Annotated in this window: 14 protein-coding genes; 11 read left to right on the top strand and 3 right to left on the bottom strand. The window is 67.2% G+C overall.

The annotated features are described in order from the left end of the window. The first annotated feature begins 38 nt into the window (after positions 1-38). Together pdeM and TQ38_RS14310 are read left to right on the top strand one after the other, a co-directional pair. On the top strand, positions 39-755 hold the full coding sequence (gene pdeM, locus TQ38_RS14315; protein WP_043971366.1) for a ligase-associated DNA damage response endonuclease PdeM: 717 nt from the start codon (positions 39-41) through the stop codon (positions 753-755). 76 nt (positions 756-831) lie between these two features. Then, on the top strand, positions 832-2,196 hold the full coding sequence (locus tag TQ38_RS14310) for an FAD/NAD(P)-binding protein (RefSeq protein WP_043971363.1): 1,365 nt from the start codon (positions 832-834) through the stop codon (positions 2,194-2,196). A 12-nt stretch (positions 2,197-2,208) separates the two neighbouring features. Here the strand turns inward: TQ38_RS14310 and TQ38_RS14305 are convergent, their stop codons facing one another. Together TQ38_RS14305 and TQ38_RS14300 are read right to left on the bottom strand one after the other, a co-directional pair. Next, positions 2,209-2,868, bottom strand: a complete 660-nt coding sequence (locus tag TQ38_RS14305) for a peroxiredoxin-like family protein (RefSeq protein WP_043971360.1) — start codon at positions 2,866-2,868, stop codon at positions 2,209-2,211. A gap of 194 nt (positions 2,869-3,062) precedes the next feature. Continuing rightward, positions 3,063-3,923, bottom strand: coding sequence for a LysR substrate-binding domain-containing protein (locus tag TQ38_RS14300; protein WP_043971357.1), 861 nt, complete (start codon positions 3,921-3,923; stop codon positions 3,063-3,065). 281 nt (positions 3,924-4,204) lie between these two features. On the opposite strand from TQ38_RS14300, the gene TQ38_RS14295 reads away from it, so the two are divergent. The 9 genes from TQ38_RS14295 to TQ38_RS14255 all read left to right on the top strand — a co-directional run bounded on the left by TQ38_RS14295 (position 4,205) and on the right by TQ38_RS14255 (position 15,309). Continuing rightward, the gene (locus TQ38_RS14295; protein ID WP_043971354.1) at positions 4,205-4,987 is read left to right on the top strand and encodes an ABC transporter permease; all 783 of its coding nucleotides are present in this window, start codon (positions 4,205-4,207) and stop codon (positions 4,985-4,987) included. Positions 4,988-5,022: 35 nt separating this feature from the next. Beyond that, positions 5,023-5,829 carry an ABC transporter ATP-binding protein gene (locus tag TQ38_RS14290; RefSeq protein ID WP_043971351.1) on the top strand — a complete coding sequence of 269 codons (807 nt, stop codon included), beginning with the start codon at positions 5,023-5,025 and terminating at the stop codon, positions 5,827-5,829. Next, complete coding sequence (locus tag TQ38_RS14285; protein WP_082057529.1) at positions 5,826-6,476, top strand: cysteine dioxygenase; 651 nt, start codon at positions 5,826-5,828, stop codon at positions 6,474-6,476. Before TQ38_RS14290 ends, TQ38_RS14285 begins: the two co-directional genes overlap by 4 nt. Next, a complete protein-coding gene (locus TQ38_RS14280) occupies positions 6,473-7,696 on the top strand; it encodes a rhodanese-like domain-containing protein (protein WP_043971348.1) in 1,224 nt (407 codons plus the stop codon). The genes TQ38_RS14285 and TQ38_RS14280 overlap by 4 nt, the downstream gene beginning before the upstream one ends. A 26-nt stretch (positions 7,697-7,722) precedes the next feature. Next, on the top strand, positions 7,723-8,811 hold the full coding sequence (locus TQ38_RS14275) for an LLM class flavin-dependent oxidoreductase (RefSeq protein ID WP_043971346.1): 1,089 nt from the start codon (positions 7,723-7,725) through the stop codon (positions 8,809-8,811). A gap of 299 nt (positions 8,812-9,110) precedes the next feature. After that, on the top strand, positions 9,111-10,445 hold the full coding sequence (locus TQ38_RS14270) for an LLM class flavin-dependent oxidoreductase (RefSeq protein ID WP_043971344.1): 1,335 nt from the start codon (positions 9,111-9,113) through the stop codon (positions 10,443-10,445). A 22-nt stretch (positions 10,446-10,467) separates the two neighbouring features. Further along, positions 10,468-11,328, top strand: a complete 861-nt coding sequence (locus TQ38_RS14265; RefSeq protein ID WP_043971342.1) for a TauD/TfdA family dioxygenase — start codon at positions 10,468-10,470, stop codon at positions 11,326-11,328. 3 nt (positions 11,329-11,331) lie between these two features. Beyond that, entirely contained in the window at positions 11,332-12,267 is a 936-nt protein-coding gene (locus TQ38_RS14260; protein WP_043971340.1) for an ABC transporter substrate-binding protein, read from the top strand. 519 nt (positions 12,268-12,786) lie between these two features. Then, positions 12,787-15,309, top strand: a complete 2,523-nt coding sequence (locus TQ38_RS14255; RefSeq protein WP_043971337.1) for a TonB-dependent siderophore receptor — start codon at positions 12,787-12,789, stop codon at positions 15,307-15,309. A 159-nt stretch (positions 15,310-15,468) separates the two neighbouring features. On the opposite strand, the gene TQ38_RS14250 is transcribed toward TQ38_RS14255, so the two are convergent. Then, positions 15,469-16,365, bottom strand: coding sequence for an NTP transferase domain-containing protein (locus TQ38_RS14250; protein ID WP_052505560.1), 897 nt, complete (start codon positions 16,363-16,365; stop codon positions 15,469-15,471). Positions 16,366-16,499 lie beyond the last annotated feature (134 nt).

Below are 16,499 nucleotides of genomic sequence, written 5' to 3'. Positions count from 1 at the left end.
CGCTTGCCAAATCGCGGCGGCTGCGGCAAGGGAAAGCCATGGTTCTCTTTTCGTTCTACGATGAGGAAATGCGCCTCGTCGATTGCGGCGTTCCCGGCGCGCCCGCCAGCGGCGCGGCGCGGGCGAGTGCGCTGTACTGGCCGCGCGAGCAGGCGCTGCTGGTTGCCGACCTGCATCTCGAAAAGGCCAGCTTCTTTGCCCGCACCGGCCAGATGCTGCCCCCCTACGACAGCCGCGAAACGCTGGAGCGCCTGGCGCTGGCAGTGCGGCTGACAGGCGCGCGGCGGGTCTTCGCGCTGGGTGACAATTTCCACGACAGCGCCGGGCCGCAGCGGCTGGAACCGCACGCGGCGGGGATGCTCGCCGCGCTGACCCGCGCGCTCGACTGGGTGTGGATCACCGGCAACCACGATCCGCATCTGGGCGCCGAGGCAGGCGGCACGCGGGTGGAAGAACTCATGCTCGGCGGCCTGGCGCTGCGCCACCAGGCGCTGCCGGGGACCTGTGAGGCCGAGATTTCGGGCCACTTCCACCCCCGCCTGATCGTCCATGCACGCGGGCGGCGAATCGCGCGGCCTTGTGCGGTGAACAGCGGCAATCGTCTGATCCTGCCCGCTTTCGGCGCGCTGACCGGCGGCATGGACGCGGCCGACCCGGCGATCCTTTCCGCCTTGCAACCCGCCGAGGCGATCGAGGCGCTGGTGCCCGCGCGGGGGCAGCTAGTGCGCTATCCGCTGTGGCGAAAAGCCGCATGACTTGAGGACAACCAATAGGTTGTGCGCTGCGTTACCTGCTAGCCATAGCTCTCAGATTCACGGGAATCCCTAATTCATGACCAGCCGTAATGCCGCACAGGACCTGCCGATCGCGATCGTCGGCGGGGGTTTCAGCGGAACGCTCCTGGCCATCAACCTGCTGCGCTACGGGGTGAAAGTGGCCCTGATCGAGCGCAGTTCGGCGCAGCTTGCCAAAGGTGTCGCCTTCGGCACCCGGCGGCCCGAACACCTGCTCAACGTACGCGCCGCCAACATGAGCGCCTTTCCCGACGACGCCGGCCATTTCCTGCGCTGGATGGAATTTTCCGACAAGGACGAAGCCAACCGCTTCGTGCCGCGCCTGACCTACGGCGTCTACTTGCGCGAGGCGCTGGTGGAAGCGCTGGCCAAGGCCGGGCCGAACGCCCAGATCGTCAACGGCGAGGCGCTTTCGGTGGATTTCGGCACGGACGCGGCGCGCGTGGGGCTGGCCGATGGCGATGTGCTCGAATGCCGGTCGGTGGTGCTGGCGCTGGGCAACTTCCCGCCGGTGCCGCATCCGGTGCTGCAGGGGCTGCCGGACGGGCTCTATTATCCCGATCCGTGGGACGCTCCGGCGGTGACGGGGCTGGACGGGCTCGATCATGTCCTCGTCGTGGGCAGCGGGCTGACGGCGGCGGACGTCGTGTTGTCGCTGGAAAGTTCGGGGTTCAAGGGCAAGGTGACGGTGCTGTCGCGGCGCGGCCTCAAGCCGCTCAGCCATGCTGAAAGCGGGCCGGTGGTGGCCCCCGTGCAGGACCCCGACAGGCGCGGTTCGCAGCTGGTGCGCGAAGTGCGGCGGCGGGCGGCGGAACTGGGCTGGCGGGCAGCGGTCGATGGCCTGCGGCCGCATACGCAGAACATCTGGCGGCGCCATTCCGTAACGGCGCAGGCCAGTTTCCTGCGGCATCTGCGGCCTTACTGGGACATCCACCGCCACCGCCTCGCGCCCGCAGTGGCGCAGCGGCTGGAGGATCTGGAGGCGTCCGGGCGACTGCGCTACGTGGCCGGAAAGCTGGGCCGGGCCGAGGAACGGGGAGGCCGCGCGGCGGTGTCCTACCACCCGCGCGGCGAAAGCGGCACCCAGGTGCTGGAAGTCGACCGCATCTACAACTGCGCCGGGCCGGACTGCGACCTGAGCCGGGTCGACCTGCCGCTGGTGCAGGGCTTGCTGGAACAGGGGCGGATCACCGGCGATGCCCATGCGCTGGGGGTGGACGTCGATCACCTGGGCCGGGTGCGCGGGGCGGACGGCGTGGTTCAGGACAATCTTCTGGCAGTCGGCCCGATCACCAAGGGCGAGGCCTGGGAGATCGTGGCCGTGCCCGATATCCGCCGCCAGGTATGGGGCCTTGCCCGCTTCCTCGCCGACGAACACTGGGTCGGCGGCGAGGGGCTTTAGGCGGCGTGCGGTTCAGCCCGCAGCGCTGACGGTTTCGGGCAGGGCAGCCAGGATCGCGCCGGTTTCGGTGCGCTCAAGCCAGTCCGGGCTGACGTCGAAGAAGGCGATGCGCGCGTCCTTCGTCAGAACGAGCACCGCCGGCTTGTCGATCTCGTAGCTGTCGGTGCCAAGGGTGGCGCCGATCCAGCTCTGGCCCGGGGTCACCTCGGGCTGGTCCTCGGGCAGGAAGGTGATGCCCAGGCTGCGGGCCAGCGCATAACCGGGATCGCCCGCGACCGTGAAGCCCAGGCCGTGCCGGGCGATGAGGTCCGGGTCGACGGGCACCTGCGCGCTCACCGCCACCAACCGGATACCGCGCTCGCGCAGGCCGGGCAGCAGCGTCTCGTTGTAATAGGGCAGGGCGATGTTGCAGGCCGGGCAGCCGCCGAAGCGGAAGAACACCAGCACCGCCGGACCATCGGCGAGGATCGCCTCGCGGGTAAGTTCGCGTCCGTCCTGGTCGATCAGGGTGAAGGGGCCGACTTCGTCGCCGACGCCCGGCAGCGCGGCGGGATCGTGGCGCTCGGTCAGGATGCGGCGCTGGGCGGCATTGCGCTCAAGCTGCTCGGGCTTCCAGGTCCGCTCGCGCTCTGCCTGGAGCGCGGCGAAACGGTCGTTCAGGGGTGCAGTCATATCGGGCCTCGTGCGTGGTTCATGGACGAGGACGCTATGCCAAGCGGGCAAGGGCGACCAACGAGAAGCCCTTGGCGCCGCTTGAGATTATCGAATAAGCACCATTCAAGGGAAAGCTGGCGTTCTGCGCCGTCGTCATCCCGGACTTCGCCGGGACGACGGGCCGCACTTTAACGATAGCTGTGCGCGATCCGCTACGCCGGCACCGGCACCGGCACAGCGTGAAGCCCGGCCACCACTTCGCGCGCCAGTTCGGAAAGCTGGCTGGTCGGCCCGTCGAGGCCGGGGGCGGTGTGCAGGATGCACGAGACATGCGGCAGGTCGGGCAGGCCCACGCCGGTCAGCGGCGCATCGTGCAGGAACATGCCGGTGCGGCAGGTGAGGCCCAGCCCGGCGTCCACCGCCGCGCGCAGGGTGGTGAGGTTGGGCGTCTCCACCGTGATGCGATAAGGGCGCCCGGCGTCCTCCAGCGCGCGGATCGCCGCCTCGCGAAAGCGGCAGGGCGTCTCCAGCACCGCCAGCGGAACCGTGTCCAGCAGGGCCAGGTCCTCCTTGCCGAACCAGCTCATCGGCGCGGTCGTCACGGCATGGCGGTCGTTCGCGGCGGCAAAGCCCAGCACGATGTCGAGCTGGCGCCGCTCCAGCAGGTCCAGCAGTTCGGCGGTGCCGGCGATCCGCGCGTACAGCTCGGCCTCCGGGTGCAGCTCCGCGAATTGCGATAACAGTCCGGTCAGCAGCAGTTCGGCGAAATCCTGCACCATGCCGATCCGCGCCGGCCCCGCGAACTGCCCGTTGGTGACGGCCGCCACCGCCTCGTCATGCAGGGCCAGCACCTTGCGCGCATAGTCGAGCATGAGGTCGCCGTGTGCAGTCAGCGCCAGCCGGCGCCCCTCGCGGTGGAACAGCGACTGCTGAAGCAGTTCCTCCAGCCGCTTAATCTGAAGGCTCAGCGCCGACTGGCTGACGAACACCTGTTCGGAGGCATGAAGCATCGAGCCGGTGTCGACGATCGCTACGAAGCTGCGCAGGAGATTGGTCGGAAGGTTGACGGGCATCGGCGGACTTTCATCGGAGGAAGCAGGCGTGAGAGCGCAATGACCTATTTCAATTTCTCAATCAAAATAGTAGAGATTGTGAAGGAAGAAGCAATTCTGTTTGCGCGCCTGATCGGGAGAAGATGCGGCGGATCCGCCCCGAATCCCGCACGTCCCGGCGCCGTATGAGCGTTTCGAGGCTTCAGTATAAGCGCTGCAAATAGCTCGTCCAGACCTTCTCAATTGAATTAGTAGAGATTCAGGTGCCACCTTCGGGTCATCGAAGGCACGAGGCACATGGAATGTCGGTACTGAAGCAATTGACCCGGACCCTCGGCGGCGCGCGCTGGCTTTCGCCGCTGCTGCTGCTGGCGGTGCTGGAGGCGGGATCGCGCACCGGGCTGATCCCGGAACGCACGCTGGCGGCGCCGTCCAAGGTCCTGGCCACGCTGTGGACGATGACCGTCTCGGGCGAACTGACGGCCAACCTCTACGTCTCGTTCCTGCGAATCCTGGCCGGGCTGGTGATCGGTGTGACCACCGGCGTGGTGCTGGCGCTCGTCGCCGGGCTTTCGCGCAAGGGTGAGGTGGCGGTCGATCCGCTGATGCAGATCAAGCGCACGATCCCCACGCTGGCGCTGACCCCGCTGTTCATCGTCTGGTTCGGCATCGGCGAGACGCCGAAGATCGCGCTGATCGCCTTCGCCTCGATCTTCCCGGTCTACCTCAACCTCTATAGCGGCATTCGCGGCACCGACCTGCGCCTGCTGGAAGGCGCGCGCAGCCTGGGCCTCAGCCGCGCCGCGCAGGTGTGGCACGTGATTCTGCCCGGCGCCTTGCCCGCGCTACTGGTGGGTCTGCGCTATTCGCTTTCCATCTCGGTGCTGGTCTTGGTGGTGGCGGAGCAGATCAATGCTTCGGCGGGCCTCGGCTACCTCATCAACAACGCCCGCGACTTCATGCGCACGGACATCATTCTGGTGTGCCTGATGATCTACGCGGGCCTCGGCCTCGCCGCCGACGGACTGGTGCGCCTGATCGAACGCCGCGCCCTCGCCTGGCGCCCCGAAATCGTCACGGCCTGAACGGCCCGCCTCCACACTTCAGGAAAGGACCAGCCATGGACGCCAGACTGACCCAGTTCACCACAGTAGCCAGTTCGCCTACTTTCGCCGAACCCGCCGTGAAGCTGCGCGGTTTCACCCGCAGCTTCGGCGAGAACACCATCATCTCCAACCTCGACCTTGAGATCGGCGCGGGCGAATTCGTCGTCCTGCTGGGCCGATCCGGCTCGGGCAAGACCACGCTTCTGCGCACGCTGGCCGGGCTTGACCCGGTGGGCGGGCAGGACGTGACCGTGCCGTCATCGCGCGCGGTGGTGTTCCAGGATGCCCGCCTGCTGCCGTGGAAGAAGGTCTGGCGCAACGTCGCGCTTGGCCTGAAGGGCGCGAACGCGCGGGACGCGGCGCAGGATGCGTTGCAGGAAGTGGGCCTGGGCCACCGTCTCGAAGCCTGGCCGCTGACGCTTTCGGGCGGCGAGGCGCAGCGCGTTGCGCTGGCCCGTGCGCTGGTGCGTGAGCCTGGCCTGCTGCTGCTGGACGAACCTTTCGCCGCGCTTGACGCGCTGACCCGGCTGCGGATGCATGAACTCGTGCTCTCGCTGTGGCGCCGCCACCGCCCGGCGGTGATGATGGTGACTCACGATGTCGACGAGGCCATCGCCCTGGCCGACCGGGTGATCCTTCTCGACGGCGGCAGGATCGTCGCGCAGGAGCGGATCACCGCCGCGCGCGGGGCCGAGCGCGCCGGGATCGCGCCGCCGCTGCGCCAGCGCCTGCTGTCCGCGCTGGGCGGAACCGTGGTGGAGGAGCGTCCGGCGGATATCGTCGCGCTCCATGCCGGCCATAAAGCGGGAGCGCGTCCGTGAACGCGCGCAGCATCTTCGCAACCTCCGGCCCGGCGCCGCGCCTCACCGCCCCGGCCATCGACACTGCCCCGCTGCGGCGCTTCGTGGGCGACTTCGCGCGTCTCCTGGACGGCACCGACGACCTCGACCTGATCCTGGACCGCGGCGGCGAGCTGCTGGGCCGGCTGGTTGGGCGCGACGGCTGGCTGGCCGACGAATACGCCCAGCCCCATCCTGAGCGCTACCAGCAGTACCTGCTCCACTGCGACAGCGCCGAGCGGTTCAGCGTCGTCTCCTTCGTGTGGGGTCCGGGGCAGGCGACCCCGGTCCACGACCACCGGGTGTGGGGCCTCGTCGGCGTCCTGCGCGGAGCGGAGAAGGTGCAGGGTTTCGGCCGCCGCGATTCCGACGGCGCGCTGGTCCAGCAGGGGCCGACCCGCGACCTGCTCGAAACCCAGGTCGAGGCGATCGACCCGCGTGAAGGCGACATCCACCGCGTCGAGAACGCCTTTGCCGACCGGACCTCGATCTCGATCCACGTCTACGGCGGCAATATCGGCGCGGTCGAACGCGCCACGTACCGCGCCAATGGCGAGGAGCGGCCGTTCGTCTCCGGCTACGCCAACACCGCGCTCCCCAACATCTGGGACGGATCGAGGACAGCATGACCATTACCCCCGCACAAGTGCGCAGCGCGCTGCTCAGCCGCCGCGAAATAGCCCTGATCGACGTGCGCAATGAAGCGCCTTTCGCCGCCGGACACCCGCTGTTCGCCGCGCAGATCCCGCTGGCGCGCATCTCCGCCGAGGCCGAGTGGCGCATTCCCCGCAAGGACGCGGCCGTGGTGGTCTACGACGATGGCGAGGGGCTGGCCGCTTTCGCGGTGGAGGAACTGCGCGGCCTTGGCTTCACCAATGTCGATGTGCTGGAAAACGGCCTGCAAGGCTGGCGCGATGCCGGGTACGAGCTGTTCGAGGACGTCAACAGCTACTCCAAGGCGTTCGGCGAACTGGTCGAGCATCGGCGCGGCACGCCCTCGCTGCCCGCGCCCGACCTGCAGGCGCTGATCGACGAGAAGGCCGATATCGCCATCCTCGATGCACGCCGATTCGAGGAATACGCGACGATGAGCATCCCCACCGGCCGCAGCGTGCCGGGCGCGGAACTGGTGCTGCGCGCCGCCGTGGCCGCGCCGGACCCGGACACCACGATCATCGTCAACTGCGCCGGGCGCACCCGCTCCATCATCGGCGCGCAGTCGCTCATCAACGCGGGAGTGCCCAACCGCGTCTTCGCGCTGCGCAACGGCACCATCGGCTGGACGCTGGCGGGGCAGACGCTGGAGCAGGGCCGCCAGGAAAGCGTGGACCTGCCGGGCGAGGCGGACGACGCCCGCAGCCGCGCCCGCGACGTGGCTTATCGCGCCGGGGTTCGCCGCATCGACGCTGCCGGCCTTGCCGCCATCGAGGCGGAAACCCACCGCACCCTATACCGCTTCGACGTGCGCCAGCCGGATGCCTACGGCGCCGGTCACCTGCCGGGCTTCCGCAATGCGCCGGGCGGCCAGCTGGTGCAGGAAACCGATCATTTCGCCCCCGTGCGCGGCGCCCGCATCGTGCTGGCCGACGACCTTGGCCCGCGCGCCGACATGACCGCATCCTGGCTGGCTCAGCTGGGCTGGGAAGTGCTGGTACTCGAGGGCTTCGAGGGCGAACTGGAAACCGGCACCGATGGCGCCCCGGCTCCGCGCGGTCCCGAGGGGCGCTACAAGCGGCCCTACGAGGGCACCGACAACCCCAAGGCCGCGATGCAGGCCTATCTCGACTGGGAATACGGCCTCGTCGCCCAGCTCGCGCGGGACGGCACTCACGGTTTCTTCGTCATCTGATCCATCCTCAAGGGGAGTTCTTCACAATGACCGTCAAGTTCATCGGCTATATCGGCTTCAACGATACGTCCGAAATCCACAACGCCGCCCGCTCGCGCGTGCTCGACCGCGAATACGTCGACGCAGCCGCGATCGAGCAGGAGAAGGGCGGTTTCGACCGCGTGCTGATCCCGTTCGGCTCGGCCTCGCCCGAAAGCCAGATCGTGGCGGCCCATGCGGCGGCGATCACGAAGAAGCTCGGCTTCCTCGTCGCGCATCGCCCCGGCTTCACCCAGCCCACGCTGGCGGCGCGCCAGCTTGCCACGCTCGACCAGCTTTCGGGCGGGCGCGTGGCGGTGCACATCATCACCGGCGGCGCGGATGAGGAAATGGCGCGCGACGGCGACGTCCACACCCTCAAGGCCGAACGCTACCTGCGCAGCGACGAATATATCGAGATCCTGCGCCGCGAATGGTCGGAAAAGCAGCCCTTCGATCACACCGGCCGCTTTTACGAAGCGCGCGGCGCCTTCAGCGCGATCAAGCCCGACAACCTGCCGGTGTTCTTCGGCGGCTCCTCGCCCGAGGCGATCGAGGTCGCGGGCCGCCACGCCGATGTCTACGCGCTGTGGGGCGAGACGCTGGAGCAGGTCGGCGAAGCCGTGCGCACCGTGCGCCACGCCGCCGCGAAGCATGGCCGCAATCCGGGATTCTCGCTCTCGCTGCGCCCGGTGATCGCCGATACCGAGGAAGCGGCGTGGAAGAAGGCCGACGCCATCGTCGAGCAGGTCCGCGCCAACCGCGAGGCGGCCGGGCTGCCGATCTCCGGCCACCGTCCCCCCAATGCCGGATCGCTGCGCCTCCTCGAAACCGCAAGTTCGCAGCGCCGCGACAGCCGCTTGTGGACCGGCGTGGCCCAGCTTACCGGCGCGGCGGGCAACTCCACCGGGCTTGTCGGTACGCCGGAGCAGGTCGCCGATGCGATGCTGGAATACTACGACATCGGCATCGACAACTTCCTGATCCGCGGCTTCGAACCGCTGGCCGATGCAATAGACTATGGCCGCGAACTGATCCCGCTGGTGCGCGAAAAGGTGGCGCAGCGTGAAGAACGCAAGGTCGCGCTGGCGGGCTGAAGGCGAGGGCGGGGGCGAGGGCGGACCTATCACTCAAAAAAGCCCGTCACCCTGAACTCGTTTCAGGGTCCATCGGGCGGTTTGGAGAGGTCAGCTTCACCACCGGCGCCCTCGGTTCGCTGATCGAGGCACCGGGTATGCGGCCTGATGGACTCTGAAACAAGTTCAGGGTGACGATGGGTTGCGGGTAGAGCAGTTGCCGTAAACCATTGCGAAAACTCAATTTCCTATCAGTCCTTCGCGTTGGCAGCCCCCCATTTCCGGCCATAGACTGACCCCAGCAAATAGGAGGAAATGACATGTCAGACAGACAGCTCAAGCTCGGTTTCATCCTGCACGGGGTCGGTCCCGGCTGGGACGACTGGCGCCACCCCGATGCGCAGGTCGATGCCAGCACCAGCCTTGCGTTCTACACCCGCCAGGCCCAGGCGGCCGAGCGCGGCAAGTTCGACTACCTGTTCGTGGCCGACAGCGTCTCGATCAACGCGCGCTCCTCGCCGCACTACCTCAACCGCTTCGAGCCGCTGACGATCCTTTCCGCCGTGGCGGCCGTGACGCAGCGCATCGGCCTCGTCGGCACTTCGACGGTCAGCTATAACGAACCCTTCAACCTGGCCCGCCAGTTCGCCTCGCTCGACCATCTGAGCGGCGGGCGCGCGGGCTGGAACGTGGTGACATCCTGGCTGGCGGGCAGCGCCGCCAATTATGGCAAGACCGACCACCTCGGTCATGCCGAACGCTACCGCCTGGCGGACGAATACCTCGATGTCGTCAAGGGCCTGTGGGATAGCTGGGAAGATGACGCGCTGGTGCGCGACAAGGCGACAGGTCAGTTCCTCGACGCCGACAAGCTGCACGAACTCAACCACAAGGGTGAGTTCCTGCAGGTGAAAGGCCCGCTCAACATCAGCCGCTCGCCGCAGGGCCAGCCGGTGATCTTCCAGGCCGGTTCCTCCGAGGATGGCCGCACTTTCGCCGCGCGTCATGCCGAGGCGATCTTCACCCATCAGGAGGACCTTGCCGAGGGCCAGGCCTTCTACGCCGACCTCAAGGCGCGGGCGCGCGGTTTCGGGCGCGATCCCGAGCAGCTGCTGATCCTGCCCGGCGCCCGCCCCGTGGTCGGATCGACCGAGGCAGAGGCCGAGCGGCTGCATGAGGAACTGGCCGGCCTGGTCAGCCTGGAAAATGCGCTGCGGGCACTGGGCCGCTCGTTCAACGACCACAACTTCAGCGTCTACGACCCCGATGCCGCCTTCCCGGTGCAGGTCGCCGAGGAAGGGCGCAAAAGCAACCAGAGCGCGTCCGAACGTATCCTGAAATGGGCGGCCGAGGGCCTGACGCTGGGCCAGATCGCGCTGCGCGTGGCGACGCCCAAAGGCGGCTTCGTGGGCACGCCTGAGCAGCTTGCCGACCGTTTCCAGCAATGGCTGGAAAAGCGCGGGTCCGACGGGTTCAACCTGTTCGAATCGCTGCCCGGCCAGCTTGAAATCTTCGTCGATGAGGTGGTGCCGATCCTCCAGAGCCGCGGGATCTACAAGCGGGATTATGCCGGCACGACCTTGCGCGAAAACCTTGGCCTTGACGTGCCGGCCAACCGCAACACCGCCGCCCGCACCGCGCGCGTCGCCGCCTGAACGATAAGAGAGGAGAATGACCATGGCCACTTCCGCCACAACTTTCGACTTTGCCAATTCCGGCCTCGTGATCCGGCCCGTCCAGCCTTCCCACGGCGCCGAGATCGAGGGCATCGACCTGTCGAAGCCGCTGACCGACGATCTGCGCGCCGCGATCCGGGCCGCCGTGCTCAAATACAAGGTCGTATTCTTTCGCGACCAGTCGCTCGACGATGCGAGCCAGGCGGCGTTCGCGGGCAACTTCGGCCCGCTTTACACTCACCCCACCACCCGGCACGATGCGGCGAACAAGGAAGTCCACGCCATCGCCGCCCAGTACGACCGCGAATACGAGAAGAAGCTGGGCCGCAAGCTCAAGGCCGGCGACGCCTACCACACCGACACGAGCTGGCGTCTGGTCCCGACCTGGGGCGCGGTGCTGCGCGATGTGAACCTGCCGGAAGTCGGCGGCGACACCATCTGGGTAGACGGCAACCTGGCCTACGAAACGCTTTCGGACGACCTGAAGCAGCGCCTCGAAGGCAAGTACGTGACGCATAACTTCACGGACTCGCTGGAGCTTTCGGGCCACGAATACCCCATCGTCAGCCACAAGGTGGTGCGCACTCACCGCGAGACGGGGCAGAAGATCCTGTGGGTCAACTTCCAGCAGCAGCCGCAGATCCTGGGGCTGGAGCTTTCCGAAAGCGCCGAGCTGCTGGACGAAGTGCTGCGCCAGTACAAGCGCCCCGACGTGCAGGCGCGCTTCTCGTGGCGGCCGGGCACGGTGGCGTTCTGGGACAACCGCGCGGCGGTGCATTACGCGGTGCGCAATTACGGCGATTTCCCGCGCGAACTGCACCGCATCCTGATCGCCGACGAACCACTATGGACGGACCTCTGATTTATGATCGACAGGCGTAACCTGCTTGCAGGGATTGCGACGACGTTTGCTCTGGCCGCTTGCGGCCAGAGCGGCGGCGGTGAAGGCGTGTTGCGCGTGGGCAGTCAGAAGGGCGGCACCAAGTCGCTGATGCTGGCCTCCGGCGCGCTGGACGGGGCGCCTTACAAGATCGAGTGGTCCGAATTCCCGGCCGCGCAGAACCTGCTTGAGGCGATCGGCAGCGGCGCGGTGGATACCGGGCTGGTCGGCGATGCGCCGTTCCAGTTCGCCTATCAGGCCGGCAGCCCGATCAAGGCGGTCGGCGCGCAGACGACGCAGACGCGGGTGCCCGGCGCCATCGCCCTGGTCGTGCCCGCAGCCTCGCCGATCCGCGATGCCAAGGGCCTGAAGGGCAAGCGCATCGCCACCACGCGCGGCAGCGTGGGCCATTACCTGCTGCTGCGCGCGATGCTCTCTGCAGGGCTTTCGGCCAAGGACGTGAAGACGGTGTTCCTTGCCCCCAGCGATTCGCGCGCGGCGATGCAGACCGGCGCGGTGGATGGCTGGTCGACCTGGCAGCCCTATGTCGCCACCTCGCTTGCCGAGGGTGACCGCATCGCCGTCGATGGGCGCGGGCTGACGCAGGGATACGGCTTCGATATCGCGCATGAAAGCGCCATTCGCGACAAGCGCGCCCTGCTCGCCGATTTCCTTCAGCGCGAGGCGAAGGCGCTGCAATGGGCAAGCGCGCATGTCGATGATTTCGCCCGCGTGCTATCGCTGGAAACCGGCCTGCCGCCCGCGATTGCGAAAGAAATGGCCAGCACCGGCGGCCGCCTTCCCGTGCCGATCGACCGGGAGGTAATCGAGCGCCAGCAGGTGGTCCTCGACACCTTCCGCCAGTTCGGCGAAGTGAAGGCGGATCGGCCGGTGAAGGACGCCTTCGTCATCAAGCTATAGTCGCAAGCCTTGACTTTAATAACCAAATAGGTTACATGCTCCCTCGTCGATTTCGGTCGATACTAGCGGCGGGACGGGGAGCGTGTAGCTGACGCTTTGCGTTTCCCGTGCGCGGTCGGCGCCCGGTAGCGGATACCGGACAAAGCCGTAGTTACGGATGCGTGGATGAACTTGAGGGTATGCCCTCAGGGTAGACGGCTGGGGAGCGAGCCCGCCCCGTCACCCCCGCGCACCACAGGGCCGAGTCGGTGAGTTTCGAAGGTTGCCCTTCGCCGGCCGTTCGCAATCAAAGGCGATCGCAGCACTGCCGCCTGTTGCTGGCGGTCCCAAGCGCCGGCCGCAGCCCGTCCGCTGTTTCCCTTGGCGTTATCCCGCGTTCGCCGGCGGGGGCGGAGGCGTGCCGGCGTTCGCCCAAGATCAAGAAAAACTTGTGAACGCATAAGCGATAACAATTTCTACCAAATTAGTAGACATGTCATCACAGCCCCCACAGACCATGATGCCAGGGGCCAGATTTTCGTGAAAATCCTCAAGTCGTTTGCCTTAGCCGCCAGTGTTTCCCTGATCCCCATCACCGCGGCCCATGCCGAGGCGGCCGCCGATGCCGCAGCCGATGCCGCAGCGGAGGTGGAAGGCAGCGCCATCATCGTCACCGGCGCGCGCGGGCAGACGCAGCGATCGGTAGCGGACAGCCCGGTGCCGGTGGACGTGATCGGCCCGGCAGAGCTGAAATCCACCGGCCGCACCGGGCTCAAGGAGATCCTGGGCAACATCATCCCCTCGCTCACCATGCCCGCACTGGGCGGCGGCGGCACGTCGGCAAGCGTGCGGCCGATCTCGATCCGGGGGCTTTCGGGCGACTATGTGCTGGTGCTGGTCAACGGCAAGCGGCGGCATACGACATCGCTCATCAACAACCTGTCGCGCATCTCCGGCGGTTCCACCCCGGTCGACATCGACCTGATCCCGACCAGCGGCGTCGGCCACATCGAAGTCCTGCGCGACGGCGCCGCCGCGCAATATGGCTCGGACGCGATTTCGGGCGTCATCAACATCATCCTCGACAACACCGCGCACGGCGGCGACCTGTCGCTTACCGGCGGACAGCAATATGCGGGCGGGGGCGAGCTGGTGCAGCTTTCCGGCTCCTACGGCGCCCCGCTGGGCGACGGCGGTTTCCTGCGTCTGTCGCTTGAAGCCAAGTACCACGACCGTGCCAAGTCGGCGGCCGAGCCGATCCCCTACCTCTATCCGCTGGTGAACGGCCAGCCCGACCCGCGCGAAGCCGGCGCCGACCATGTGATCGCCGGGGGCTATGGCCGCTCCAACCGCGACAAGATCATCAACACCGGCTACAATGCAGAGCTGCCGCTGGGCGAGAATACCACGCTCTATTCGTTCTCTACGGTAAGCTACCGCGATATCAAGGATGCGCGCGGCGCGTCGGTCGCCGCTCCCACCGGCTATGGCGGGCAAGCCAATTCCCAGGGTGCCTCGGTGCTGCCGCAGATATACCCCGGCGGTTTCCAGGCCTATCGCCGCATTCAGGAGTGGGACTATCAAGCCGCCGTGGGCATCCGCTCGCAGCTGGCGGGATGGGATGTCGACCTGTCGACCAGCTACGGGCAGGACAACGTCAAGCTGGGCGCGGAAAACACGCTCAACCCCTCGATCGGGCCAAACAGCCCAACCGACTTCTTCATGGGCCGGCAAAAGCAGGACCTGTGGGTCAACAACCTGGATGTCAGCCGCGAATACGAGGTCGGTTTCGCCAAGCCGCTGAACGTGGCCTTCGGCGTGGAACACCGCTGGGAGCGTTTCCAGAACATCGCCGGAGAACCGGACAGCTACCGCGACGGCGGCTACGTGATCCCGGTGGACGACACGCCGTTCGGCCGGCTCTACGGCGGGCGCTCGCCTTCGCCGGGCCTTGTCTCGTTCACCGGCACTTCCCCGGCGGACGAAACCAGCCTGAGCCGCAACAACCTGGCCGCTTATCTCGATGTGTCGACCGACCTGACGCCCGGCTGGTTCGTGGGACTCGCGGGCCGGTTCGAGCACTATTCCGACAGCGCCGGAAACACCTTCAGCGCCAAGGCATCGACCCGCATCGAACTGGCGCCGGGCCTTGCCCTGCGCGGCGGCGTGAACACGGGTTTCCGCGCGCCGTCGCTGGCGCAGACCGGGTTCTCCACCACGCAGAACACCGTCACCGTGATCGGCGACGAGCGGGTGCTGACCGTCTCGAAGTTCCTGCCGGTCAACAGCGCCGCCGCTCTGGCGCTGGGCGCGAAGCCGCTCAAGCCGGAGAAGTCGCTCAACTTCACCGCGGGCATCACGTATGAAAGCGGCCCGCTGCGGCTGACCGTCGACGCCTACCAGATCCGCATCGACAACCGCATCGTGAAGACCGAATTCCTCGGCACCGCGTCGAACGGCGGCTCCGCGATCAGGGCGATCCTGGAGGGCAACGGGGTGGAGGACGTGGACAGCGCCCAGTTCTTCACCAACGCCATCGACACCCGCACGCGCGGGGTGGACGTGGTGGGCGAATATACGCTGGACACCGCCTCCGTCGGCACTTTCCGTCTCAGCGCGGCATATAGCTACAACAAGACGAAGATACTCAGCGTCATCGACAATCCCGCTGAACTGAGCAGCCTGAACGTCACGCTGTTCGGCCGTCAGGCGCGGCGCGATCTTGTCGCCGCAACGCCGCGCAGCAAAGTGGTGCTGACCAGCAACTGGTCGTCCGGCCCGGTGAAGGTGCTGGCCCGCGCCACCCGCTATGGGGGCTATACCGAGTCCAGCAACCTGGCTGCATCCGACCGTACCTTTGGCGGCAAGTGGATCGCGGACGCCGAGATCGGCTACCAGCTGACATCGGCGCTGGACCTCGCCGTGGGCGCCAACAACCTGTTCGACACGTACCCGGACAGGAACGGCGCCATCGCTTTCGACGGCTCCGGCCAATACGGCGGGTTCGCGCCGTTCGGGCTCAACGGCGGGTTCTATTATGCGCGGGTGGGGGTGAAGTTCTAAGAGACCGTTTCAAAATGCGCAGAAGAGCGCATTTTGAATGCGGCAACAGCCCACTCCCCCACCCGGCCACCCATAGAGTACTGCCGTTGGGTGGCCGGGTGGGGGAGTGGGCTGTTGCGGCAGAATGGGCAAAGCCCATTCTCAACGGTCTCCAAGCAGCTAGCCCAGCGCTCGCCACGTTTCCGCAGGGTTCTTCGAGGCCGCGCCGGCCAGCCCGGCGCGCGCTTCGAGGAGGCGTTCGGCCAGCGCATGGGTGTTCACGTCGTCGACGTCGAGCGCCTGCGATCCGTCGTCCAGCACTACCGGCGCGATGCGCAGGCCCAGCCGGGCGGAGACGCGGACCATGGCATCGGCCAGCGTCACCGCGCGCAGTCGCAGCAGCACCAGATTGACGAATCCGAAGGCGCGCATCACCCGCCAGGCATTGCCGGCGAACTGCCCGCCGCCGCGAAACACCTGGGCTGCGGCCAGCGCATCGGGTCCGGCCAGCGCGTAGAGGTTGCAGCTGGCATAGGCATCGTCGGCGAATTCGTGGAACAGCAGGGTGTCGTCCGGGTTGGCGCTGCGCACGGTTTCGCGGCGGGCCATGGCGACGGCGACCTTCGCCCCGCCGGCAGCGCCCAGCGCATCGATCATGGCGTCGATCGATCCAGCGGAAAGCAAGGCGTGGTCGGCAGTGGTGATGAGCAGCGGGCCGTCCCAGCCCTGCGCTGCGGCCTGAACGCTGTCGACGATGTTCTCGCGCGCTTCCACCAGCTTGACGATGCCGCGGCCGGGAAGCTGCGAAAGGACGTCGAACAGACCATCGAAGGCCTCGCGCTCAACCGATACGGCCAGGCTTTCGACGGCGGGATGGAGCGCGGCGATCTGCAATACGTGGGCCACCAGAGGGCGCCCGGCCAGAGGGATCAGGCAGCGGTGCGACATGCCGAAAGCCTGCGCCAACGGGTCCGCACCGGCTTTCCCGCCGGCAAGCACGATCACCCGCAGCGGCGCCGTGCCACGTATTCCTCCCGCCGGGTTAGGCCCGGACACAGATCGCGTCGAATTATCCATGGTCGGCCCTTATCCGGGCGCGATGTGACGGGGTCGTGAAACAGGCACGACCTTTTCGCGTGGCAGGCAAAAAATCGCACATCGCCGCCCGTGCGATTTGCGCTGTCGCGATCCTTGCCGCCATGCCAAGAACG

The sequence above is a fragment of the Novosphingobium sp. P6W genome (genome assembly GCF_000876675.2).
In the GTDB taxonomy this organism is placed as follows: Bacteria; Pseudomonadota; Alphaproteobacteria; order Sphingomonadales; family Sphingomonadaceae; genus Novosphingobium.
The sequence above is the reverse complement of the archived record's forward strand: the minus strand, read 5'-3'. Positions and strand labels throughout refer to the sequence as shown.